This is a genomic window from Mogibacterium kristiansenii, assembly GCF_009695905.1.
In the GTDB taxonomy this organism is placed as follows: Bacteria; Bacillota; Clostridia; order Peptostreptococcales; family Anaerovoracaceae; genus Mogibacterium_A; species Mogibacterium_A kristiansenii.
The window spans coordinates 78,460-99,406 of record NZ_VUNA01000003.1 but is presented as its reverse complement, the minus strand read 5'-3'; the positions used below and the strand labels follow the sequence as shown (position 1 = coordinate 99,406).

At 58.7% G+C, this 20,947-nt stretch carries 21 protein-coding genes; all 21 read left to right on the top strand.

The window, feature by feature from the left end:
• Position 1: 1 nt before the first annotated feature.
• The 21 genes from FYJ65_RS02410 to FYJ65_RS02310 all read left to right on the top strand — a co-directional run bounded on the left by FYJ65_RS02410 (position 2) and on the right by FYJ65_RS02310 (position 20,947).
• A complete protein-coding gene (locus tag FYJ65_RS02410) occupies positions 2 to 1,534 on the top strand; it encodes an ABC transporter substrate-binding protein (protein WP_206157280.1) in 1,533 nt (510 codons plus the stop codon).
• Between the two features lie 15 nt (positions 1,535 to 1,549).
• Positions 1,550 to 2,572 (top strand): FecCD family ABC transporter permease, encoded by a 1,023-nt coding sequence (locus FYJ65_RS02405; RefSeq protein WP_288964876.1) that lies wholly within the window; start codon positions 1,550 to 1,552, stop codon positions 2,570 to 2,572.
• Positions 2,569 to 3,363: an ABC transporter ATP-binding protein gene (locus FYJ65_RS02400; protein WP_154553759.1), complete on the top strand. Its 795-nt coding sequence runs from the start codon at positions 2,569 to 2,571 to the stop codon at positions 3,361 to 3,363. The genes FYJ65_RS02405 and FYJ65_RS02400 overlap by 4 nt, the downstream gene beginning before the upstream one ends.
• A complete protein-coding gene (locus tag FYJ65_RS02395) occupies positions 3,364 to 4,860 on the top strand; it encodes a cobyric acid synthase (RefSeq protein ID WP_154553758.1) in 1,497 nt (498 codons plus the stop codon). It abuts the gene before it with no gap.
• A gap of 16 nt (positions 4,861 to 4,876) precedes the next feature.
• A complete protein-coding gene (locus tag FYJ65_RS02390; protein ID WP_154553757.1) occupies positions 4,877 to 5,539 on the top strand; it encodes a precorrin-8X methylmutase in 663 nt (220 codons plus the stop codon).
• A 3-nt stretch (positions 5,540 to 5,542) separates the two neighbouring features.
• Entirely contained in the window at positions 5,543 to 6,676 is a 1,134-nt protein-coding gene (gene cbiD / locus FYJ65_RS02385) for a cobalt-precorrin-5B (C(1))-methyltransferase CbiD (protein ID WP_154553756.1), read from the top strand.
• Positions 6,677 to 6,683: 7 nt separating this feature from the next.
• Complete coding sequence (gene cobM, locus FYJ65_RS02380) at positions 6,684 to 7,445, top strand: precorrin-4 C(11)-methyltransferase (RefSeq protein WP_154553755.1); 762 nt, start codon at positions 6,684 to 6,686, stop codon at positions 7,443 to 7,445.
• Positions 7,442 to 8,500: a cobalt-precorrin 5A hydrolase gene (locus FYJ65_RS02375; RefSeq protein ID WP_154553754.1), complete on the top strand. Its 1,059-nt coding sequence runs from the start codon at positions 7,442 to 7,444 to the stop codon at positions 8,498 to 8,500. The genes cobM and FYJ65_RS02375 overlap by 4 nt, the downstream gene beginning before the upstream one ends.
• Positions 8,497 to 9,231, top strand: coding sequence for a precorrin-3B C(17)-methyltransferase (gene cobJ, locus FYJ65_RS02370; protein WP_328603031.1), 735 nt, complete (start codon positions 8,497 to 8,499; stop codon positions 9,229 to 9,231). The genes FYJ65_RS02375 and cobJ overlap by 4 nt, the downstream gene beginning before the upstream one ends.
• 9 nt (positions 9,232 to 9,240) lie before the next feature.
• Complete coding sequence (gene cobK, locus FYJ65_RS02365; RefSeq protein ID WP_154553753.1) at positions 9,241 to 11,313, top strand: precorrin-6A reductase; 2,073 nt, start codon at positions 9,241 to 9,243, stop codon at positions 11,311 to 11,313.
• Between the two features lie 22 nt (positions 11,314 to 11,335).
• A complete protein-coding gene (locus FYJ65_RS02360) occupies positions 11,336 to 12,712 on the top strand; it encodes a cobyrinate a,c-diamide synthase (protein ID WP_154553752.1) in 1,377 nt (458 codons plus the stop codon).
• Entirely contained in the window at positions 12,709 to 12,960 is a 252-nt protein-coding gene (locus FYJ65_RS02355) for a cysteine-rich small domain-containing protein (RefSeq protein WP_154553751.1), read from the top strand. Before FYJ65_RS02360 ends, FYJ65_RS02355 begins: the two co-directional genes overlap by 4 nt.
• 21 nt (positions 12,961 to 12,981) lie before the next feature.
• Entirely contained in the window at positions 12,982 to 14,070 is a 1,089-nt protein-coding gene (locus tag FYJ65_RS02350; RefSeq protein WP_206157279.1) for a nicotinate-nucleotide--dimethylbenzimidazole phosphoribosyltransferase, read from the top strand.
• A 24-nt stretch (positions 14,071 to 14,094) separates the two neighbouring features.
• The gene (locus tag FYJ65_RS02345; protein ID WP_154553749.1) at positions 14,095 to 14,658 is read left to right on the top strand and encodes a bifunctional adenosylcobinamide kinase/adenosylcobinamide-phosphate guanylyltransferase; all 564 of its coding nucleotides are present in this window, start codon (positions 14,095 to 14,097) and stop codon (positions 14,656 to 14,658) included.
• A complete protein-coding gene (locus tag FYJ65_RS02340) occupies positions 14,636 to 15,412 on the top strand; it encodes an adenosylcobinamide-GDP ribazoletransferase (protein ID WP_288809159.1) in 777 nt (258 codons plus the stop codon). Before FYJ65_RS02345 ends, FYJ65_RS02340 begins: the two co-directional genes overlap by 23 nt.
• Positions 15,413 to 15,424: 12 nt before the next feature.
• Positions 15,425 to 16,441, top strand: a complete 1,017-nt coding sequence (locus FYJ65_RS02335; protein ID WP_154553748.1) for a bifunctional adenosylcobinamide kinase/adenosylcobinamide-phosphate guanylyltransferase — start codon at positions 15,425 to 15,427, stop codon at positions 16,439 to 16,441.
• Positions 16,347 to 17,354 carry an adenosylcobinamide-phosphate synthase CbiB gene (cbiB, locus tag FYJ65_RS02330; RefSeq protein WP_206157278.1) on the top strand — a complete coding sequence of 336 codons (1,008 nt, stop codon included), beginning with the start codon at positions 16,347 to 16,349 and terminating at the stop codon, positions 17,352 to 17,354. The genes FYJ65_RS02335 and cbiB overlap by 95 nt, the downstream gene beginning before the upstream one ends.
• A 15-nt stretch (positions 17,355 to 17,369) precedes the next feature.
• Positions 17,370 to 18,404, top strand: a complete 1,035-nt coding sequence (locus FYJ65_RS02325) for a pyridoxal phosphate-dependent aminotransferase (RefSeq protein WP_154553746.1) — start codon at positions 17,370 to 17,372, stop codon at positions 18,402 to 18,404.
• Positions 18,405 to 18,659: 255 nt separating this feature from the next.
• Positions 18,660 to 19,130, top strand: a complete 471-nt coding sequence (locus FYJ65_RS02320) for a 3-isopropylmalate dehydratase small subunit (protein ID WP_154553745.1) — start codon at positions 18,660 to 18,662, stop codon at positions 19,128 to 19,130.
• A 64-nt stretch (positions 19,131 to 19,194) separates the two neighbouring features.
• Complete coding sequence (locus FYJ65_RS02315; RefSeq protein ID WP_154553744.1) at positions 19,195 to 20,439, top strand: 3-isopropylmalate dehydratase large subunit; 1,245 nt, start codon at positions 19,195 to 19,197, stop codon at positions 20,437 to 20,439.
• 19 nt (positions 20,440 to 20,458) lie between these two features.
• Entirely contained in the window at positions 20,459 to 20,947 is a 489-nt protein-coding gene (locus FYJ65_RS02310; protein ID WP_154553743.1) for a LeuD/DmdB family oxidoreductase small subunit, read from the top strand.

The following is a 20,947-nucleotide window of genomic DNA, read 5'->3' as shown; positions in this document are numbered from 1 at the left end:
GTTGAGACGAGGTTTTTCCGGAATTCGGGGGCTGGTTCTTCTGCTGATTCTTGCCGCAATGCTTTCCGGATGCAGCTTGTCCGGTGCCGGCAGCGAGAAGGCACAATCCTGTGAAGTGACGATGACAGGGGGTTCCGGGCGCGCCAGCGTGGAATCCCCTGCTGACGTTACGGAGAAGAACGGTACGCACCGAGTGAGACTGGTGTGGAGCAGCTCCTACTACGACTACATGGTGGTGGACGGTCGGAAGTACATGAACGAGGCGAAGGCGGGGGAGAATTCTGTTTTTACCATCCCCTTCGAGGAATACGATGAAGCGTTCGAGGTAATCGGGGACACCACCGCCATGAGCGAACCTCACGAGATCAAATACCGGATTACGGTGCACGCCCCGGGAACGTCCTCCGGCAAAAACAAATCCGCCGAGGCAAAGACTGCCGGCTCCGATGGGGTGAAGCGGGGGGATATCACCGAAGCGCCGGAAATTTCCGGCCTGAAGTACCGGGGCCGGGAGAAGCTGGAAGCGGCCAAGGAATTCACCCTGGACCGGTACGAAAAGGACGGAAAGACCTACACCCTGCTCACTTTGGGGGCCAAGGATCTGTTTCTCCTGATTCCGGAAGGGGCGAAGGCGCCGAAGAATTTGTCCAAGAACATCACGCCGCTGTCGCTGCCGCTGCAGAACACCTATGTGGTGTCCACGGCGGCCATGGATCCCATCCGCCAGGTTGGCGGCTTGACCGGCGTAGGGTACACGGGAACCCGGGCAAACGGATGGCACGTGAAGGGAATCGCCAAGATGGTGCAGTCCGGGAAGATTCAATATGCCGGCCGGTACAGCGCACCGGACTACGAACTTCTTCGGGGAAAGGGCTGCGATCTGGCCATCGAAAATACCATGATCTACCATTCGCCGGCGGCGAAGGAGAAGCTGGAATCCCTGGGCATTCCGGTGATGGTGGAGCGGTCCAGCTACGAGAAGAGCCCGCTGGGCCGGCTGGAATGGGTGAAGCTGTACGGAGCGCTGTACGGCAAATCCCAAGCCGCGGAAGCTTTTTTTGAAAAGGAAGCGGCCCGCGTCCGCAAGTTGTCGGAGAAGGAGCGCACCGACAAAACCGTGGCGGTGTTCGCCGTGAACTCCGGCGGAAGCGTAACGGTACGAGCATCGGGGGATTACCTCTCCGCCATGATCCGTCAGTCCGGGGGAAAATACCTGGCGGCGGAAAAGGCGTCGGAGGAGTCCATGCGGTCCACCTTGAACATTCAGATGGAGGATTTTTACCGCATCGCTAAGAGTGCGGATGTGCTGATCTACAACAGCACCATCGAGGAACCCATCGACACCGTGGGGCAGCTGAAGAAGAAATCCCCGCTGCTGAAGAAATTCAAAGCGGTTCGGGAAGGACGGGTCTACTGCCTGCCGCCGGGATTCTTCCAGAACAGCACCAAAGCCGCGGATTTTATGGAAGATATGAATCAGGTGCTGAAGGGGGAGGACCGTTCCCTCAAGGTGCTGAAGAAACTGAAGAAATAACGGAAAGGAGTCTGCGTGAAAAGGGATAAAACATCCGGAACGAGGTACGTTTCGGCTTTGGCGGGATTGGCTGTTCTGCTGTTTTTACTGGCAGTGCTGAATCTCTGCCTGGGGAGCAGCGCCATCTCCCTCCGGGAAATCGGGCATCTCCTACGGGGAAGCGGGGAGAGCACCGCATATGACATCGTGTACAATATTCGCCTTCCGCGGATTCTCGCCGGAATTCTGCTGGGAGGCGCCCTTTCCATATCCGGATATCTGCTGCAGATCTTTTTCGCCAACCCCATCGCCGGACCCTACGTGCTGGGCATTTCCTCCGGGGCGAAGCTGACGGTGGCGCTGGCCATGGTCTTCCTGCTGGGGAAGGGCATCACCCTCAGCGCATTGGGAATGACGCTGACCGCCTTTCTGGGATCCCTGCTGGTGATGGGATTCGTATTGCTGCTTTCGGGAAAAATAAAGAACATGTCCCTGCTGGTGGTGGCCGGGGTAATGGTGGGTTACATCTGCTCCGCGGTGACGGATTTCGTGGTTACCTTTGCGGACGATTCCAATATCGTGAACCTGCACAACTGGTCCATGGGCAGCCTGTCGGGCATCCAATGGTCCGGCGTGCGCTTGTCTGCCACCTTGATTATGTTGGGAGTTCTGGCGGCATTCTTCCTGTCCAAGCCCATGGGAGCCTACCGGCTGGGGGAAACCTACGCCCGGAGCATGGGAGTGAACATCCGTGGGCTGCGCATCGCCCTGATTCTGATTTCCAGCTTGCTCTCCGGAGTGGTGACTGCTTTTGCGGGCCCCATTTCCTTTGTGGGAATCGCGGTGCCCCACTTGATTCGGGGATGGATCCGTTCCGACGAGCCCATCCGGATGATTCCCGCCTGCTTCCTGGGAGGCAGCGTGGTGACTCTGATGTGCGACGGCATCGCCCGCACCCTGTTCGCACCCACGGAGCTGAGCATCAGCTCGGTGACTGCCGTATTTCTGGTGCCGGTGGTGCTCACCATGATGGTACGGCGAAAGGGGGGACGCCCATGAGTACGGAACTGAAGACCCGCATCCTGGATGCGGGATACGACGGGAAAATCGTTATAGGAGATGTAAACCTTCAGGTGAAGCCCGGAGAAGTGCTGGCCCTGATCGGCCCCAACGGGGCGGGAAAATCCACCCTGCTTCGCACGGTGACTTCCCAGCTTCCGGAAATTCACGGCACGGTATTTCTCAGTGAGAAGCGAATTCAGGAAATCGAACGGACGGAACTGGCCCGGAAGATGGCGCTGGTTACCACGGAGCGGCCCCGGCCGGAATGGATGACCTGCCGGGAGATGGTGGCTGCGGGACGCTACCCGTACACCGGGAAGCTGGGCATCCTTTCGGACGCCGATTGGCAGATTGCGGAGGAAGCCCTTCGGATTGTGCAAGGGGAAGCCTTTGGGGATGCGGATTACAACCGAATCAGCGACGGGCAGCGGCAGCGGATTATGCTGGCCCGGGCCCTGTGCCAGGAGCCGGAAGTTCTGGTTCTGGATGAACCCACGTCCTTTCTGGACATCCAGTTCAAGATGGATCTCCTCTCGGTGATTCGGCGAATTGCGAAGCAGAAGAAAATCGGGGTGATTCTCTCCATGCACGAGCTGGAGTTCGTTCCGGCCGTGGCGGACCGAGTGGCATGCATCGGCGGCGGCCGGGTGGCCTGCCTCGGGACACCGGAAGAGGTGATCACCGGGAGGAATCTGGAACAGTTCTTTGGGCTGCAAAAGGATGCCGGGGAAGAAGTGGCCCGGGGAATTCACGAATACGCACAAGCACTTCGGAAATGGATTAGATAGATGGCAAAAGTAATTATGGTACAGGGCACCATGTCCAACGCGGGGAAAAGCCTGCTGGCCGGCGGGCTGTGCCGGGTATTCCGGCAGGACGGTTTTCGGGTGGCGCCCTTTAAATCCCAGAATATGGCGCTGAACTCCTTTGTGACGAAGGAGGGCCTGGAGATGGGACGAGCTCAGGTGATGCAGGCGGAATGCGCCGACATCGAGCCCTCGGTATACATGAATCCCATTTTGTTAAAACCCACCAATGACATCGGATCTCAGGTTATCGTCAACGGGGAGGTGCTTCGGGACATGCCGGCCCGGGAATATTTTCGCTACAAAACCCGGCTCATTCCGGATATCCGGAAGGCCTTTCAAAAGCTGGCCGCGGAGAACGACATCATCGTCATCGAGGGCGCCGGAAGCCCGGCGGAAATCAATCTCAAGGAAAACGATATCGTGAACATGGGACTGGCGAACATGGTGGACGCACCGGTAATCCTGGTGGGAGATATCGACCGGGGCGGCGTGTTTGCCCAGCTTTACGGAACGGTAATGCTGCTGCCTCCGCAGGAACAGCAGCGAATCAAAGGTATGGTTATCAACAAATTCCGAGGGGATGTCACACTTCTGGATTCCGGCATTCAAATGCTGGAGGAGAAGACGGGCATCCCGGTGATCGGCACGGTGCCCTATTGCCCGTTGAACATCGACGACGAGGACAGCCTCAGCACTCGATTTGAGGGAACGGCGCCGAGCTTGGTGAACATCGGGGTTATTCGGCTGCCGCGCATTTCTAATTTTACGGATATATCGCCCTTTGAAATGGTGCCGGGGGTAGGGATTCGCTACATTACGCGACCGGAAGAGCTGGCGGGATTGGACATGGTCATCCTGCCCGGAACCAAGAACACCATCGGGGATCTGCGCTGGCTTTGGGAGACGGAGCTGGCGGAGACCGTTCAACGGATGGCGGCGCGGGTGCCGGTGTTCGGCATTTGCGGCGGATACCAGATGCTGGGACGGATGGTTTCGGACCCGGATTCGGTGGAAGAGGGCGGAAGTCTAAAGGGACTGGGCCTTCTCCCCGGGGAGACGGTGCTGAAACGGCAGAAGAACCGACGGCAGGTAAGAGGACGACTTTCCCTTCGCACCGGAATTCTGGGCATGCCGGAGGATACGGAATACCGGGGATACGAGATTCACATGGGAGAGACCCGAAACGAGGGGGGCGAGGCGCTGACCTGCCGGGCGGACGGTGAAGTGAACGGCCTTCAGCAGGGGAATGTGTACGGAACCTACGTCCATGGAATTTTCGATACCGGCAATGTGGCGGAGCAGATCTGCCGGACGTTGGCGGCAAAAAAAGGCGTGGTTTTACCGGAGAATTCCGGGGAGAGCTTTCGGCAGCGCCGGGAGAAGGAGTACGATCGACTGGCGGACCTGGTGCGGGAAAGCCTGGATATGGAGAGGATTTACGGCATGCTGCGGGAGGCGGCGTGGCGCGACGAATAGGAAGGAAACGGGAGAGATGAAGGAGATTCAGTTGGAATACGTGCTTCCGGGGAATATTGAGAAGCGGAGTTTTGAGATTATCCGGGAGGAGCTTCGGGAGCGGGGCATTTGGCTTCCTGCAGATCAGGATCCGGTGACGCGGCGGGTGATTCACACTACGGCGGATTTCGACTACGCGGAAACCATGACCTACTCTCCGGATGCGCTGGACACCGCCTACCGGGTGCTGCGGTCCGGCGGGGATATCGTGACGGATACCAATATGACCCGGTCGGGCATCAACAAGAAATTTCTCCGCACGCTGGGAGGCGAAGTGCACTGTTTTATGGCGGAGCCGGATGTGGCGGCGGAAGCCAAGGAGCGGGGCGTGACCCGGGCGACAGTGAGCATGGAGCGGGCCTCGAAGCTGACCAAGCCCCTGATCGTGGCGGTGGGAAATGCGCCCACGGCGCTGGTATCCCTGCATGAAATCATGGAGAACACGGGCTGGCGGCCGGAGCTGATCATCGGCGTGCCGGTGGGTTTCGTGAACGTGGTGCCGGCCAAGGAACTGATTCTCCGGTCCGGCGTGCCCTGCATCATCAATCGGGGCCGGAAGGGGGGCAGCAATGTGGCGGCGGCCATCTGCAATGCTCTGCTGTATCAGATTCGGGACGGAAAAGTGCCGGAAAGGAAATAGACCATGGATTCAAAGAAGGAGCTTCGAAAGGGGTTTACCACCGGGAGCTGCGGAGCCGCGGCGGCAAAAGCGGCGCTGTACATGCTTCTCACCGGCAGCGTGAAGGACGAAATTGAAATCATCACCCCCGGAGGCGCGGTGTTCCGGACCGAGGTAAAAGATATTTTTCGGGGAGAAAACCGGGTGCGGTGCGCCGTGGTAAAGGACGGCGGGGACGATCCGGACGTGACCACGGGACTTCACGTGACGGCGGAGGTGCGTGCCGAAGAGCGGACCGACGGCGACTTGGAAATCCAAATTGAGGGCGGCCCGGGCGTGGGCCGAGTGACCCTTCCCGGTCTGGATCAGCCCGTAGGCAATGCGGCCATCAACCGGGTGCCTCGGCAGATGATTGAAAAGGAGCTTTCGGAAGTGGCGGAGCTGCTGGATTTTCGGGGCCGGATCCGGGTGATTCTCTCCGTACCCGGCGGCGAGGCGGCCGCGGAACGGACCTTCAACCCGCGGCTGGGCATCGAAGGCGGAATCTCCATCCTGGGCACTACGGGGATTGTGGAACCTATGAGCACCCGGGCGATTCTGGACACCATTCGGGTGGAGCTGAACCAGCGGAAGGCGCTGGGCGACCGGATTGCCGCCGTCTCTCCGGGAAATTACGGACTGAATTTCATGAAGGAAACCTACGGCTACGACCTGAACCGCAGCGTGAAGTGCAGCAACTACGTGGGGGATACGGTGGACATGGTTCGGGAGATGGACTTTCGGGGCATGCTCCTCACCGGCCACATCGGCAAGCTGATTAAGGTGAGCGGCGGCATCATGAATACCCATTCCAAGGAAGGGGATGCCCGGATGGAGCTGCTGGCCGCCGGAGTGATTCGCGCCGGCGGAAGCATGGACACCCTGCGGGGTATTCTGAACTGCCGGGTGACGGAGGAGGCGCTGAGCATCATTCAGGCGGAATCGCCGGCGCTGCTTCGAACGAGCATGGAATCGGTGATGGACCGGATTCTGTACTATCTGAGGAAACGGGGCGGAGAGGAACTTCCGGTGGAGTGCATACTGTACTCCAATGAATTCGGCTTGCTGGCGGCGTCACCGGGAGCGATGGATATGCTGGAGAAATTAAGGAAAGGATAAGGGAGCGATGGTATATTTCGTAGGTGCCGGCTGCGGTGCGGCGGATTTGATAACGGTACGGGGAATGCGGCTGATTCAGCGGGCGGATGTGCTGATCTACGCCGGGTCGCTGGTGAATCCGGAGCTTCTGGAATATGCGGATTCCGGCTGTGAGATTCACAACAGCGCCGAGATGACCCTGGATGACATCATTTCGGTGATGGTGCAGGCAGAGGAAGCGGGAAAGACGGTGGTGCGGCTGCATACCGGAGAACCCAGCATTTACGGCGCGGTGCAGGAGCAGATGCGGCAGCTGGATGCTCGGAACATCAAGTATGAAAGCTGTCCCGGCGTCAGCGCCTGCTTTGGGGCGGCGGCATCTCTGAACCTGGAATACACCCAGCCGCAGGTGTCCCAGTCCCTGATCATCACCCGGATGGAGGGGCGAACCAAGGTGCCGGAAAGGGAACAGATCGAATCCTTTGCGGCCCACCGCACCAGCATGGCCATCTATCTCAGCACCGGAATGATGGCGGAACTGTCCCGGCGGCTGATGGCGGGAGGATATCCGAAGGACACGCCGGCGGCCATCGTGTACAAAGCCACCTGGCCGGAGGAAGAGAAGTACATCTGCACCGTGGAGACCCTGGCAAAGACCGCCGAGGAACACGGCATCCGAAATCTGGCGGTGGTCCTGGTGGGGGATGTGATTGCCAAAAGCGGCTATGCGGATTCCCGGCTGTATGCGCCGGAATTCGAAACCGCCTACCGGAAGGCGGTGCAGCCATGATGGGGAAGCGATACATCCGAATCGCCTGCTTTACCCCTCGGGGGCGGGAGCTGGCGGAGCGCTTGATGGCGAACTGGACGGAGTACATCCCCCTCTGGCGTCGCCGGGAGGAATCCCCGGAAGAATGGGCGGCAGAGGGCTTTCGCATGCACCAGCCCCTGCTCTTCGTGGGGGCGGCGGGGATTGCCATCCGAACGGTGGCGCCCCTGGTGAAGGATAAGCTGCAGGACAGCCCGGTGCTGGTGATGGACGAGGGGGGGCGGCACATCATACCGCTTCTGTCCGGACACATGGGCGGCGCCAACGCCCTGGCCCGGGACATCGGAGCGCGCATCGGGGCGGATCCGGCCATCACCACCGCAACGGACGTGAACGGATGTTTTGCCATCGATGATTTCGCCCGGCGGAACGGGCTTCGCATCGGGAACCGGGAAGCCATCCGCCGGGTGTCCGGGAAGCTGCTTTCGGGGGAAAAAATCCTTCTTCGAAGTACCGTGCCGGCGGAATTTTCCGGGAGGGTGCCGGAGAACGTGGTGCTTCGGCAACGGAGCGACGGGACGGCCGAAGATACCGGCATCCCGGATGGGATTATCGGCTTTCCGGAGACGGAGGCGCCGAAAGAATGTCTGACCCTGATCCCCCGGAAACTGGTGATTGGAATGGGCTGCCGAAAAGGGGTGCCCTTTGAGAAGCTGAAGGAGTTCTTGGAATGCGTGCTGGAAGAAGAAGGGCTGCAGCCGGAAGACATTCGGTGCATTGCCTCCGTGGACCGGAAAGCCGGGGAACCCGGGCTGATTCAGCTGGCGCAGTACTGCCGGGTTCCCTACCGCTTATTCACTCCAGCGGAGCTGGAGCGGGTCTCCGGCGAATTCCCGGAGTCGGAATTCGTCCGGAGAACCGTCGGCACGGGGAACGTGTGTCACCGTGCCGCGGCCGCCGCGGCCGGCGGCGGCCGGGTGCGGCGGGGGAAGACGGCGATGGATGGGATGACCCTGTGCATCGTGGAGCAGGAAAAATGGCATTTTCAGTGGCAGCCGGAAAGGAATGAAATGTGAAGGGGCATATTTATGTAATCGGAATGGGACCGGGAAAACGGACCGGCATGACGGCGGAAGCCGCAGAGGCGGTGAACGCCTGCGATGTCATCGTGGGCTACACGGTCTACGTGGAGCTGATTCGGACGTCCTGGCCGGAGAAAGATTTTTTTACCACCCCCATGAGACAGGAAATCGCCCGGTGCCGAAAGTGCTATGAGATGGCGGAAGCGGGAAAAACCGTGGGGCTGGTGTGCAGCGGAGATGCGGGGATTTACGGAATGGCGGCGCCCATGTTGGAGCTGCAGCGGGAATACCCCGAAGCGGAAGTGACGGTGATTCCGGGCATTACGGCAGCGAACAGCGGGGCGGCGGTGCTGGGGGCGCCATTGAATCACGATTTCTGCGTGATTTCCCTCAGCGACCTGCTGACCCCGTGGGCGGTCATCGAACGGCGGATTCGCTGCGGCGTGCAGGGGGATTTTGTCATGGCGATCTACAATCCATCCAGCCGAAAGCGGGCGGACTACCTGCGGAAGGCGGCGGATATTATGTTGGCGGCCGGCGCGGAACCGAACCGGGCCTGCGGTTACGTGGAGAACATCGGCCGGGAGGGAACCCAGGCGGTGACCTGCACGCTGGCGGAGCTTCGGGAGGCGAAGGTGAACATGTTCACCACGGTGTACGTGGGGAATTCCCGGAGTTTTATTCAGGGCGGAAAGCTGATTACCCCTAGGGGGTATGAGTTGTAAGGAGTGAAGATGAAGAGAGTGCTGATCTACGGCGGTACCACGGAGGGACGGCGGCTGGCGGAAAAGCTGGCGGAAGCGGGGATTCCTTCCCTGGTGCTGGTGGCAACGGAATACGGGGAGCAGATGATGGCGCCGGGGGAGAAGTCCGGCCGGATTCAGGTGCTTCAGGGGCGTCTGACGGCGGCGGAGATGACAGCGCTGTATGAGCGGGAACAGCCGGCGGTCATCGTGGATGCCACCCATCCCTATGCGGAGGCGGTGAAAAAAAATATTCGGAAAAGCCGGGAGGGTTTCCGGCAAATCCCGTACTATCGGGTCTGCCGAAATCCGGAGGTGCCGGAGGAACGGGAAGATGCGAGGTATTTTGATTCCACCGCGGACTGCGTCCGGGCACTGCGGTCTGCTGCCGGAAACATTCTCCTCACCATCGGAAGCAAGACCCTTTCGGAATTCTGCCGGTATCCGGATCTTCGGGAGCGGCTGTACGTCCGGGTGCTGCCCAGCGTGGAAAGCTTGGAAATCTGTGGGGAACAGGGAATTCGGGGGGACCGGATCATCGCCATGCAGGGTCCCTTTTCCGAGGAAATGAATCGACAGATGCTGCAGGAAACGCATTCCGAAATCCTGGTGATGAAGGAAAGCGGCCGAACCGGCGGAGAAGCCGCTCGAATTCAGGCGGCGGAGAAGGCGGGGGCGACGTGCTTTATCATCCGTCGGCCTCGTGCCGCAGAAGAAGGACTTTCCTTGGAGCGGGTGTTCTCGGAAATACGAGAGCGGTTCCCATGGGAAGACATTGCCCGGGCGGCGGGGGGCGAAGGGTTCAGCAAAACCCGATTGAAGGTGGTGCTGGTGGGCATCGGCATGAACGGAGAACGCCATCTCACGCCGGAGGCCCGGCGGGCGCTGGACCGGGCGCAGGTGCTTTTCGGGGCGCCCCGCATGCTGGAATCCTTTGCCGGAAATTATAAAAAGTATCCCTTCTATACGAGGGACCGCATCCTGCCGGTTCTTTCGGAGTTGCAGGAGACGTCTCGAGAAGAGACGGTTTGTGCGGGGATCCTCTTTTCCGGGGATACGGGATTCTACAGCGGATGCCGCAACCTGGTTCCGGCATTAAAGAAGCTGGACGGAGCGGAGGTGCAAGTGCTTCCGGGCATTTCTTCCGTCTCTGCCCTGGCGGCGGCGGTGGGAATCTGCTGGCAGGACGGAAAGATTCTCAGCACCCACGGAATTTCGGAAGAAGACTGGATACCGGAATTCCTGGATGCGGCAGCACACCGAGAGAAAACCTTCCTGATTACTTCCGGTGCGAAGGACGTACAGCGGATGGGACAGCTGCTGGCGGAGCGGCATCGGGGAAACTGCATCTGTCACATCGGATGCAATCTGGGAACGGCGCAGGAACAGATTCTCCGGCTACCTCCGGAGGCGTGCAAGAATTTCGAAGAACCGGGGTTGTGCACGGTGCTGGTGGAGAATCCGGACCCGCAGCCTCGCCGGCTCACCCCGGGAATGGGGGATGATGTTTTTGTCCGGGAGAAGGTGCCCATGACCAAGGAAGAGGTGCGGGCGCTGTCCATTTGCAAGCTGCACCTCACCGCACCGGCGGTGGTGTACGATATTGGCAGCGGCAGCGGTTCGGTGTCGGTGGAGCTGGCCGGGTCGGATCCGTCGGTGAAGGTGTACAGCATCGAGGCGAAGGAGGATGCGTACAATCTGACCTGCCGGAATATTGAGAAATTTGGCTTTTCCAACGTAACAGCGGTCCGGGGAGCCGCCCCGGAATGCCTGGAATCCCTGCCGGATCCCACCCACGTCTTTATCGGCGGCAGCGGGGGGCACCTGGAGGAGATTCTGGTGCACCTGATGAATCGAAAGAGAACGATTCGGGTGGTGCTGAACACCGTTACGCTGGAAACTCTGGCGGAGGCTTCCCGGCTGATGGAAAAGTACGAGCTGGAGGGGGAAATCTGTCAGGTGCAGGTGAGCCGAAGCCGGAAGGCGGGGGCGTATCACTTGATGCAAGGGCAAAATCCGGTGAATATCATTTCTTTTGATCTTCTGTCGGGGGATAAGAACTGAGATTGCAAAAAGGGGAAAAACCATGAAGTATCCAAGAATTGTCATCGCTGCCACCGGCAGCGGGAACGGAAAGACGACGGTGACCTGCAGTCTGCTTCGGGCATTGCAGCAGCGGGGCGTTTCGGTATGTTCCTTTAAGTGCGGGCCGGATTACATCGATCCCCTGTACCACCGAAACGTCATCGGGGTACCGACGGGAAATCTGGACCTGTTTTTTACGGATGAAAAGCGGACGCGGAGTATTTTTTGCCGGGAATTCGCCGGGGATGTGGCGGTCGTCGAAGGCGTGATGGGCCTGTACGACGGGCTGGCCGGTATAAAAAGAGAGGCGTCCACGTATCATATGGCGGAGGCGTTGGACGCGCCGATTATCCTGGTGACAAACGGCTACGGAAAAGGACGTTCTGTTATTGCGGAATTGAAAGGCTTTTTGGATTTTGACAGGAGCAAACGCATCGCCGGTGTGATTCTGAACCGAGTATCCGCCGCATTTGGCGAGATTCTCGTGCCGGTCATCGAGGAAGAGCTGGGAATTCCGGTGCTGGGCTGCCTGCCCAACCGGAAAGACGATTTCTTCCGGAGCCGATACCTGGGGCTGGTGCTTCCCGATGAGGTGAAGGACTTTCGAGAGCAGCTGCAGACCCAGGCAAAGCTTTTCCAGCAACACGTGGATGTGGGTCGGATTCTGGAAATTGCCCGGGGAGCGAAAGAATTTCCGAAAGAAGAGGAGACTATGGACATCCGAATCGGGGAAGTGCAGTACCGAGAACGGTGGAAACCCCTCCGAATCGGCGTGGCCCGAGATGAAGCCTTCTGCTTCTATTACCGGGAGAACCGAGAGATGCTGCAGGATTTGGGTGCGGAATTGGTGGAATTCTCCCCGATGGCGGAGGAACACCTGCCGAAGGATATTTGCGGACTGTGGTTCGGCGGCGGTTATCCGGAGCTGCACCTGGCGGCGCTCAGCGGAAACCGCCGCTTAATGGATGAGATACGAGCATTGGCCCGGGAGGGGATTCCCATCCGCGGGGAGTGCGGCGGTTTTATGTACCTGGGGGACTCCATCGAAGACGCGTCGGGGCGGGTCTGGCCGATGGCGGGCATTCACCACGGACGGAGCTTCCGCAGCAAGAGCCGCCGGTTCGGGTATGTGACGCTGACCGCTCATGAGACCGGCGCGGTCATCCGAGGCCATGAATACCACTATTACGACTGTGACGATAACGGAACCGCCTACACGGCGGAGAAGCCGGTGACGGGCAAACAGTGGAAGTGCATCGTGAAGAATGGCGCCCAGCAGATGGGCTTCCCACATTTGTACTACCCGTCCAACCCGGAATTTGCGAAAGCGTTCGTCCGGGAATGCCGCCGGTGGGCAGAGGAGCGTGAACAGAGATGAAAAATTCCTTCTATTACTTCGAAAACCGGGACTGCCAATACTATCCCTGCCACAAGGGAATGGCGGAAATGAACTGCCTGTTCTGTTACTGCCCCCTGTATTTCCTTCCGGATTGCCCCGGAAAGCGGGTACAGATTGAACGGGACGGGAAGGTGATTCTGAGCTGCATGGACTGCGATTACCCGCACCGCCCGGAAAATTACGGCGAGATGATGAAGCTCCTTCAGAAAGCCATTCGGGAGCGATAGAGAGAAATGAAGGGGAGGACGATGGAGATTCATAAAAAAAATATTTCCGCCGCGGCGGTATTGTCCGGCCAAATTACCGTTCCAAAGGTGTCGCAGGAGTGGCGCAAAGAAATTCAAGGGGAGTGGGACCGAATTGCGAAGCCCCTGGGCAGCTTCGGCAAGCTGGAGAAAAGTCACACCGCCATCGGTGCCATCCAGCAGCGCCGGGTGCCGGACCTGGAGCGTATGGAACTGTTGGTGTGCTGCGGCGATCACGGAATTGTGGAAGAAGGGGTGAGCCAGTCCGGGCAAGAAGTGACGGCCATCTGCGCAGAAAATATCGGAAAGGGCCAAAGCTGTGCCGGCGTATTGGCGGCAGCGGCCCATGCAAAAATTCGAGCCATCGATGTGGGCATTCATCACCCGGGGCCGGTGCCGGGAACGGAGTTCCGGCGAGTGGCCGATGGAACAAAGAATTTCCTGAAGGAACCGGCCATGAGCCGGGCACAGTTCCGCACCGCGCTGCAGCTGGGACTGGACCTGGCGGCGGAGTGCCGAGAAGCCGGCGTAGGGGTGCTGGGCGTGGGCGAGATGGGCATCGGAAATACCACTTCTGCGGCGGTTCTGGCCGGAAGAATGTTGGGACTTTCGGCGGAGACGGTAACCGGACGCGGGGCCGGGCTGGATGGGGCCGGACTGCAGCGCAAGAGAAAGGTTATTGCGGCGGCGCTGAAAATGCCCGACGTGAACTCGGACGTGGAAGCCATATGGTGCCGGTTTGGCGGCCTGGAGCTGACGGCGATGATGGGCATCATTCTGGGGGGCGGCCTTCATGGCATTCCGGTGGTGCTGGACGGACTGCTGAGCCTGGTATCTGCGGAAGCCTCGGAACGATTGGTTCCGGGAATTCGGGAATACATGATTCCTTCTCATATCAGCCGGGAACCGGCGGCTTGCCGCCTGGCGGAGAGCCTGGGACTGGAACCGGTGCTGGATGCGGGCATGGGTGCCGGAGAAGGCGCCGGTGCGGCCATGATGATGTCCCTGCTTCGGGATGTGAACCGGGTGTACCGGGAAGCGAAGCGGTTCGACGGATACGGCATGGAACCCTATACCCGCTATGAAGAGTAAGAGATTCGCAAGGAGGACGGAACGATGATGGTATTGGTAACCGGCGGCAGCGGCAGCGGAAAATCTGCTTTTGCGGAGGAGCGGGCTCTTTCCTTTGGAAACCCCAATGCCTATTACGCCGCCACCATGGAGGTGATGGATGGAGAATCCCTTCGCCGGGTGGAGCGGCATCGGCAGATGCGGGAAGGAAAGGGGTGGATTACCCTGGAGCAGCCCCGGGACATTGAAGACATCACCGGACGCATTTGGAGCTACGATTCTGTGGTTTTAGTGGAATGCCTCACCAACCTGGTGGCCAACGAAATGTATCGGGAAGACGAAGAGTGTGAGAATCTGAAGGAATGCATCGGAAAAATCACCGGGGAGATTGCCGCTGTGGCGGATTCGGTGGAAAATCTGGTGGTGGTCACCGGAGATGTTTTTGACGATGGGGTGTCCGCTGCACCGGCACTTCGGAACTATTTGCAGGTCCTGGGCAACGTGAACCGGGAGCTGGCCGCAATGGCGGACGAAGTGGTGGAAGTGGTGGTGGGAATTCCCGTCTATTTGAAAGGAGATAGCGCGCGTGAAAATAGCATCTGTTTTTAAATCCGTGACGGTGGCTTTTTCCATGTATTCTCGGATTCCCATGCCCCGGTTTCGCTGGGAAACGGAGGATATGCGGTACCACCTGTGCTTCTTTCCCTGGGTGGGAGGCGTGATCGGCATCTTAGAATACCTGTGGTTTCTCGGAGTCGTGCGCTTTGAAATCGGTCCGACGGCGGCCACACTCATCGCACTGAGCATTCCCATCCTGATAACTGGCGGCTTTCACTTAGATGGATTCATGGATACCTGCGATGCCCTGTCCTCTTGGCGCACCCGGGAAGAGCGGCTGCAGATTCTGTCGGATCCTCACATCGGAGCCTTCGCGGTGATTCGGCTGGCATTGTTCGGATTGATCTATGGGGCGGCGCTGTCGGAACTGACGGCGGAAGGCCGAATTCTGTGGATGGGGTCCTTTTTCCTCTCTCGCTGCCTCAGCGGGTACACGGTGGTCGCCTTTCCGAAAGCGAAGAAAACCGGGCTGGCCCGAACGGAATCGGATACCGCGGCTCGAAGAACTGCGGGCATCCTTCTGCTGCAAGGAGGGCTTTGCATCACCTGGATGATGTGGCGGTCTCCGGCGGCCGGCGGCACGATGCTGGCGATTGCCCTGCTGGGAACCCTTCATTACCGTCGCTTCTGCGGCACTAAATTCGGCGGCATCACCGGTGATTTGGCGGGCTGGTTCTTGTGCCGCATGGAACTGGCCATGGTGCTGGGCCTTTGGGCGGTCGGCATCCTTACCGGAATTTTCTAAGGAGAGTGAAACATGAAACTGATTATCGGCGGATACGCTCAAGGTAAAAGCAAATACGGGGAAGCCCGCTTTCCCGGCCACATTCTCTATGACGAGGCGAATTTCTCGCTGCTGTATCGGGAAGCGCCCGGCACCGGAATCCGGATTAATCACCTGCACCGGATTATCCGGGAGAAGCTGGAAGTGGGGCAAACGGAAGAGGAGATTCTTCAGGAGGTGGAAGAAATCGCCCGGAACCATCCGGACTGCGTATTTATTTCCGACGAAATCGGCAGCGGCATCGTGCCCATGGATCCCCTGGACCGCCGGTGGCGGGAAGTGACCGGACGGATCCTCATCCGAATTGCGGCGGAATCCGACGAAGTGATTCGCCTGTTCTGCGGAATTCCTCAGGTGATTAAGAAAGGACTTCCTGCGGTGCGTCACATCTTCCTGATTCGCCACGGCGCCACCCCGGGAAATCTGGAGCATCGATACATCGGAAGAACCGACGAATCCCTGTCGGAAACGGGGCGGCGGGAAATCGAAAGGCACTGCTATCCAATCTGCGATGCGGTGTTCTGCAGTCCCATGCGGCGCTGCCGGGAGACCGCCGAGTTAATCCATCCGGCGCGAATACCGGTGGAAGTGGCGGATTTCCGGGAGACGGATTTCGGCCGCTTTGAGGGGCATACCTACCAAGAGCTGCAGGACAATCCCGCATATCGTCACTGGCTTCGGACAGAGGGGACCATTCCCTTTCCCGACGGGGAAAGCCGGGAGGAAGTCCGAGCTCGGGTGCTGGAAGGCTGGCAAAAAATGCTGCAGGAAGCCGAAGACCGGGAAAACATCGCCCTGGTGATTCACGGCGGCACCATCATGACTCTTCTGTCGGAACTCTTCGGCGGAAACTATTACGACTATCAGGTTAGAAACGGAGAAGGATATTCATTTGATGTATCACGGGACGGCATTTGCAGCGGGCTTCGTGCTCGATCTTATTCTGGGGGATCCGGAGACATGGAACCATCCGGTGCGGCGAATCGGTAACCTCATTCAGAAATTAACGGATTTTTTTCTGAAGCGAGGAGACGGGATTTCCGATTCGGCCGTCCGGGCTCGGGTAAAAAGAAAATACGGACGACTCCTGGTGGCGGCGGTTCTCCTGGTCAGCGGCGGGGGAACGGCCTTGCTTCTGGTGGGCGCGTACACGCTGCATCCTTGGGCGGGCTGCGCCCTGGAGGGCTGGCTCACCTACCGATTGCTGGCGGCCCGGAATCTCCGGGATGCGTCCATGCGGGTATACCGCGCCCTTCAATCCGGTTCGCTGAAGGATTCCCGGTATGCGGTGTCCATGATTGTGGGCCGGGACACCACTGTGCTGGATGAAACCGGTGTGACCAAAGCTGCGGTGGAAACCGTGGCGGAGAACACCTCTGACGGGGTCATCGCCCCGATGCTGTACATGGCCCTGGGAGGACCGGTGCTGGGCATGATGTACAAAGCCGTCAATACCATGGATTCCATGGTGGGCTATCGAAACGACAAATACATGGATTTTGGAAGAGCCGCCGCCCGGCTGGACGATGGGGTGAATTTCATTCCCGCCCGAATCAGCGGCCTGTTGATGGTGGCGGTGGCGTTTCTGATGGGATTTTGGGATCGCCTTCGCGGTTTCGAACAAATATACAGCGGCCGCCGGGCCTTCCGAATCTTCCTTCGGGATCGACGAAAGCATGCCAGCCCCAATGCGGCGCATACCGAAGCCGCCTGCGCCGGCGCGCTGGGTGTTCAGCTGGCGGGAAATGCCCGGTACTTTGGCCGGGTGGTGGAAAAACCAACCTTGGGAGAGAATCTGCGGCCGGTGGTGCCGGCGGATATTCTCCGGGCGAACCGGCTGATGCTGGGTACGGCGGTGCTGTGTGAATGCATCTGCCTGGGAACGATGGGACTGTTACTTTAAACAAAGGAGAGATTCGTGCACGGAGGAAATATATACGGGAATGAAATTGAATATGATTTTTCGGTAAACCTGAATCCATTGGGACCGCCGAAATCGGTGCGGGACGCTCTGGCGGCGGCACTGAATCACGTGGAGGAATACCCGGATCCGGAGTACCGGGAGCTTCGCCGGGGATTGGCGAATTACTGGCAGTTGGCGGAGGAACAACTCGTGCCGGGGAACGGCGCATCGGAGCTGATTCCCGTCATCATCCGGACCCTTTCCCCGAAAAGCTGCATGGTGACGGCGCCTTGCTATTCCGGCTACGAAACCGCGTTGAACGCCGCGGCTCCGTCCTGCCGGATTCACCGGATTCCTTTGCGGGCGGAAGATGATTTTACCTTGCCGGAAAATATCTGCCAAGAGATTGCCCGTGTAAAACCGAATCTGCTGATTCTCACCAACCCCAACAACCCCAACGGGAAGCGAATCTCGGCGAATCGCCTCCGGGAAATTGTCGATGCCTGCCGGACGGCGGGAACGGTGCTGCTGGTGGACGAATGCTTTCTGGCACTGAGCGGCGGGGATGAGGATTCCCTGATCCATTGCATCCGCAGCGAGGCACTGCCGGCGGTGGTGCTCCGGGCGTTTACCAAAACATTCGCCATTCCCGGGGTGCGCCTGGGATATGCCGTCTGCTCGGCTCCCACGGCGGAAAGAATCCGACGGGAACTGCCGGAATGGAATCTCTCCGTTTTCGCCCAGTACACCGGAACAGCGGCCGGTGGAACCTCCGGTTATTTGGCGGCCTCGGTGGAGGTGATTGCCCGGGAACGGGAATTCCTCTCGGAGGAGCTTGAAAAATTAGGGTTCCGGGTATTCCCGTCCGATGCCAATTACATTCTCTTTCAATCCCGGGACCGGGAACTGCACCAAAAGCTGCTGGACAAAGGAATTCTGATTCGGGACTGCCGGGATTACCACGGGCTGACCGCCGGGTTCTATCGGACGGCAGTGCGAACCCACCGGGAGAACACGGCGCTTTTGCAGTGCCTGAGAAACATCAAATAATTGGAAGAGATGCACGGAGGGCGGAAGTCGCCTTTCGTGCATCTCTTTTCATCATTCTAGACATACGAGATTGTACGATTGCAATATGGATAATATGATTGGATATACGGAGCCCGGCCGGTCTGCCGGAAAAAGTAAAGCGCCGGGCGGGCAGAATTATGTAAAGCCATTCACAAATATTGTTGAATCTGATATAATATATTGTAAAATTTAGTATCAAAACATAAAAATACATACAAAAAGGGAGATAGAACAATGGGAACACTATATCGTTTTGATTCGGATGTGGATACGGACCAGATTATTGCATCGCAGTACCTGCTGTATCCCACCATTGAGGAGATGAAGGGACATACCTTTGAATCCCTGGATCCGGAATTTGCCAACAAAGTGAAGCCGGGGGATTACGTGGTGGCCAACGAGAATTTCGGATGTGGGTCTTCCCGGGAACAGGCACCCGGCGTGCTGAAGGCACTGGGAGTAAAGGCGGTTATCGCCAAATCCTTCGCCCGGATTTTCTACCGCAATTCCATCAACATCGGTTTGCCGGTGATTGTGTGCCGGGATCTGTACGACTGCGTGAAAGATGGGGATGAAATGGAACTGGACTTGGATGCGGGCACGGTGACCAGCGGCGGAAGCACCTACGAATGCACCAAGCTGCCGCCGTACATGCAGAAGATTTTGGATCAGGGCGGTCTGATCGCTTCTTTGGATGAGGCGTAGCGCCGGAAACCGCAGGACGAGACGAGATTATTTTTAGCAGAAGCGGACAGGGAGACAGAGAAAAATGGGAATGACGATTGCAGAGAAAATCATCGCCCGGGCAGCCGGGGTAGACACCGCGAAGGCCGGTGAAATTCACGTGGTGACTTTGGATTACATGCTGAGTAACGACGGTACCACACATCTGACCATTGATAAATACAACAATTTGAAGAATCCGCACATTGCAGATCCATCCAGGCTGGTGTGGGTGGTGGATCACAACGTGCCTTGCGACAGCGTGAAGACGGCGCAGTCCCAGAAGAAGATGCGGGATTTTGCCCGGGAGCGCGGAATCGATTTCTACGAGGGCGAGGGCATTTGCCACCAGGTGATGGTGGAAAAATACGTTCGGCCGGGCCAGCTGATTTTCGGGGCGGACAGCCACACTTGCACCTACGGGTGTCTGGGGGCTTTCGGGACCGGCGTGGGGTGCACGGATTACCTGTACGCCATGGTGACGGGCAAATCCTGGGTGATGGTGCCGGAGACCCTTCGGTTCAATCTGACCGGCACGCTGCGGAAAGGCGTGACCGCTCGGGATGTGATTCTGACGATTATCGGAAAAATAGGCGCCAACGGCGCCAACTATAAGGCCATGGAGTTCGCAGGACCGGGACTGGCGGGGCTGTCCGTCAGCGACCGGTTCGTCCTGTGCAACCTGGCGGTAGAGGCCGGGGCCAAAACCGGACTGATGCCGGTGGACGAGGTGACTTTGGAGTACCTGGAGGCGCACGGCCGGAAGCCGCTGGCCTGCTATGAGAGCGACCCGGATGCGGAATTCGCCGAAGTGTACGATATCGACCTTTCGGAGATCCAGCCGGTGGTGGCAAAACCGCATTTTGTGGATAACCTGGCATTGGTATCGGAGGTGGCGGGAACGAAAATCCACGAAGCGTTCCTGGGTTCCTGCAGCAATGGGCGGCTGGAGGACCTTCGCCTGGGAGCTGAGGTTATCAAAGGAAAGAAAGTAGCAGAGGGCGTTCGCTTCCTGGTGGTTCCGGCCAGCCGGGATATCTATAATCAGGCGGCCAAAGAAGGAATTCTGGACACTTTCATGGAGGCCGGTGCCATCGTAATGAATCCAAACTGCAGCGTGTGCTGGGGCAGCTGCCAGGGCGTGATCGGCGAAGGGGAAGTGCTGATCAGCACGGGAACTCGGAACTTCAAGGGCCGGGCCGGCGACCGGAATTCCTTCGTCTATCTTGCGAACGCGGCGACGGTGACGGCATCGGCGGTGGCCGGTGAGATTGCGGAAGCTTGTTTTTAGGGAGAAGGAGAGGAACAAAATGGAACATTTTAGCGGAAAAATATACACCATGGGGGATGATATCGATACGGATATCATCATGCCCACGGAATATCTGGCCCTCCCTTCCGTGGAGGATATGAAGCCCTACGCCTTTTCGCCGCTGCGGCCGGAGTTGGCGGGAATGCTGGAGCCGGGAGACTGTATCGTGGCGGGAAAAAATTTCGGCTGCGGCTCTTCTCGGGAGCAGGCGCCGGAGGTGATCAAGGCCCTGGGCATTCGGTGCATCGTGGCCAAATCCTTTGCCCGGATTTTCTTCCGGAATTCCATCAACAACGGACTTCTGCTCATCGAAAGCGATCTGATCGATCACGTGCAGGAAGGGGATGTGATGGACGTGGAAGTGGGCCGACAGATTCGGGTGAACGGGGCGACGTATCCCATTGCGGATTTGCCGGAAAACCTTCTGGAAATTCTGGATGCCGGCGGGTTGGTTCCGGCGATGAGAAAGCGGAACGGGCTGGAATAG

Excerpts from the sequence above, each read along its gene's own strand:
- FYJ65_RS02400 (WP_154553759.1), top strand. The coding sequence starts at position 2,569 with ATGAGTACGGAACTGAAGACCCGCATCCTGGATGCGGGATACGACGGG.
- FYJ65_RS02395 (WP_154553758.1), top strand. The coding sequence starts at position 3,364 with ATGGCAAAAGTAATTATGGTACAGGGCACCATGTCCAACGCGGGGAAA.
- FYJ65_RS02390 (WP_154553757.1), top strand. The coding sequence starts at position 4,877 with ATGAAGGAGATTCAGTTGGAATACGTGCTTCCGGGGAATATTGAGAAG.
- cbiD (WP_154553756.1), top strand. The coding sequence starts at position 5,543 with ATGGATTCAAAGAAGGAGCTTCGAAAGGGGTTTACCACCGGGAGCTGC.
- cobM (WP_154553755.1), top strand. The coding sequence starts at position 6,684 with ATGGTATATTTCGTAGGTGCCGGCTGCGGTGCGGCGGATTTGATAACG.
- FYJ65_RS02375 (WP_154553754.1), top strand. The coding sequence starts at position 7,442 with ATGATGGGGAAGCGATACATCCGAATCGCCTGCTTTACCCCTCGGGGG.
- cobK (WP_154553753.1), top strand. The coding sequence starts at position 9,241 with ATGAAGAGAGTGCTGATCTACGGCGGTACCACGGAGGGACGGCGGCTG.
- FYJ65_RS02360 (WP_154553752.1), top strand. The coding sequence starts at position 11,336 with ATGAAGTATCCAAGAATTGTCATCGCTGCCACCGGCAGCGGGAACGGA.
- FYJ65_RS02355 (WP_154553751.1), top strand. The coding sequence starts at position 12,709 with ATGAAAAATTCCTTCTATTACTTCGAAAACCGGGACTGCCAATACTAT.
- FYJ65_RS02350 (WP_206157279.1), top strand. The coding sequence starts at position 12,982 with ATGGAGATTCATAAAAAAAATATTTCCGCCGCGGCGGTATTGTCCGGC.
- FYJ65_RS02345 (WP_154553749.1), top strand. The coding sequence starts at position 14,095 with ATGATGGTATTGGTAACCGGCGGCAGCGGCAGCGGAAAATCTGCTTTT.
- FYJ65_RS02335 (WP_154553748.1), top strand. The coding sequence starts at position 15,425 with ATGAAACTGATTATCGGCGGATACGCTCAAGGTAAAAGCAAATACGGG.
- cbiB (WP_206157278.1), top strand. The coding sequence starts at position 16,347 with ATGTATCACGGGACGGCATTTGCAGCGGGCTTCGTGCTCGATCTTATT.
- FYJ65_RS02320 (WP_154553745.1), top strand. The coding sequence starts at position 18,660 with ATGGGAACACTATATCGTTTTGATTCGGATGTGGATACGGACCAGATT.
- FYJ65_RS02315 (WP_154553744.1), top strand. The coding sequence starts at position 19,195 with ATGGGAATGACGATTGCAGAGAAAATCATCGCCCGGGCAGCCGGGGTA.
- FYJ65_RS02310 (WP_154553743.1), top strand. The coding sequence starts at position 20,459 with ATGGAACATTTTAGCGGAAAAATATACACCATGGGGGATGATATCGAT.